We start from the raw sequence: 455 nt of genomic DNA on the forward strand, positions 1-455 counted from the left end.
TGCGGGAACGTCGGCGGCGCGAGCGATTCCCGGCCCTCATGGCAGCGTCCGCGGCAGGGCTGCACGGAAGGCAGTCGCCGGGCGGGCGAATGACAGACGAATCCCTTTGCACCGCCATGCCCTAGCCGAGACTCCGTTCGAGCATCTTCAGATCACGCCGACCGGCGCGAAAAGTATCGCCGGTTTCGATCGCTGTCACGATCACTTCAGCCGGGCTGAACAGCAACGGGTCGATGGCATAGAAATCGCCCTTGAACCGCGTGAATATCTCGGCGAAGGGTTGGCCGTAGTCCCGTGAGGCGCTGCTGGGAAGTTTTTCCGCGAGTTTGCCAGCCTCCTTCGCCGATCCTTTGACGAAGAGCTGGACGCTGCCGCCATAGATGATGGCATCGTTGGTTCGGCCCATAGCGGTCAGGAAATCCGGATGGGGGGCGGGGATCGGCGCCGTTCCGATG

At 63.1% G+C, this 455-nt stretch carries 1 protein-coding gene; it reads right to left on the bottom strand.

The window, feature by feature from the left end; translation table 11 throughout:
• Window positions 1-121: 121 nt before the first annotated feature.
• Window positions 122-455 (bottom strand): methenyltetrahydromethanopterin cyclohydrolase (locus tag EN969_RS34875; protein WP_281060063.1); only part of this gene is annotated, 334 nt, incomplete at its 5' end.

This window comes from Mesorhizobium sp. M7A.F.Ca.CA.003.01.2.1 (assembly GCF_003998945.1).
Lineage (GTDB): Bacteria > Pseudomonadota > Alphaproteobacteria > Rhizobiales > Rhizobiaceae > Mesorhizobium > Mesorhizobium ciceri.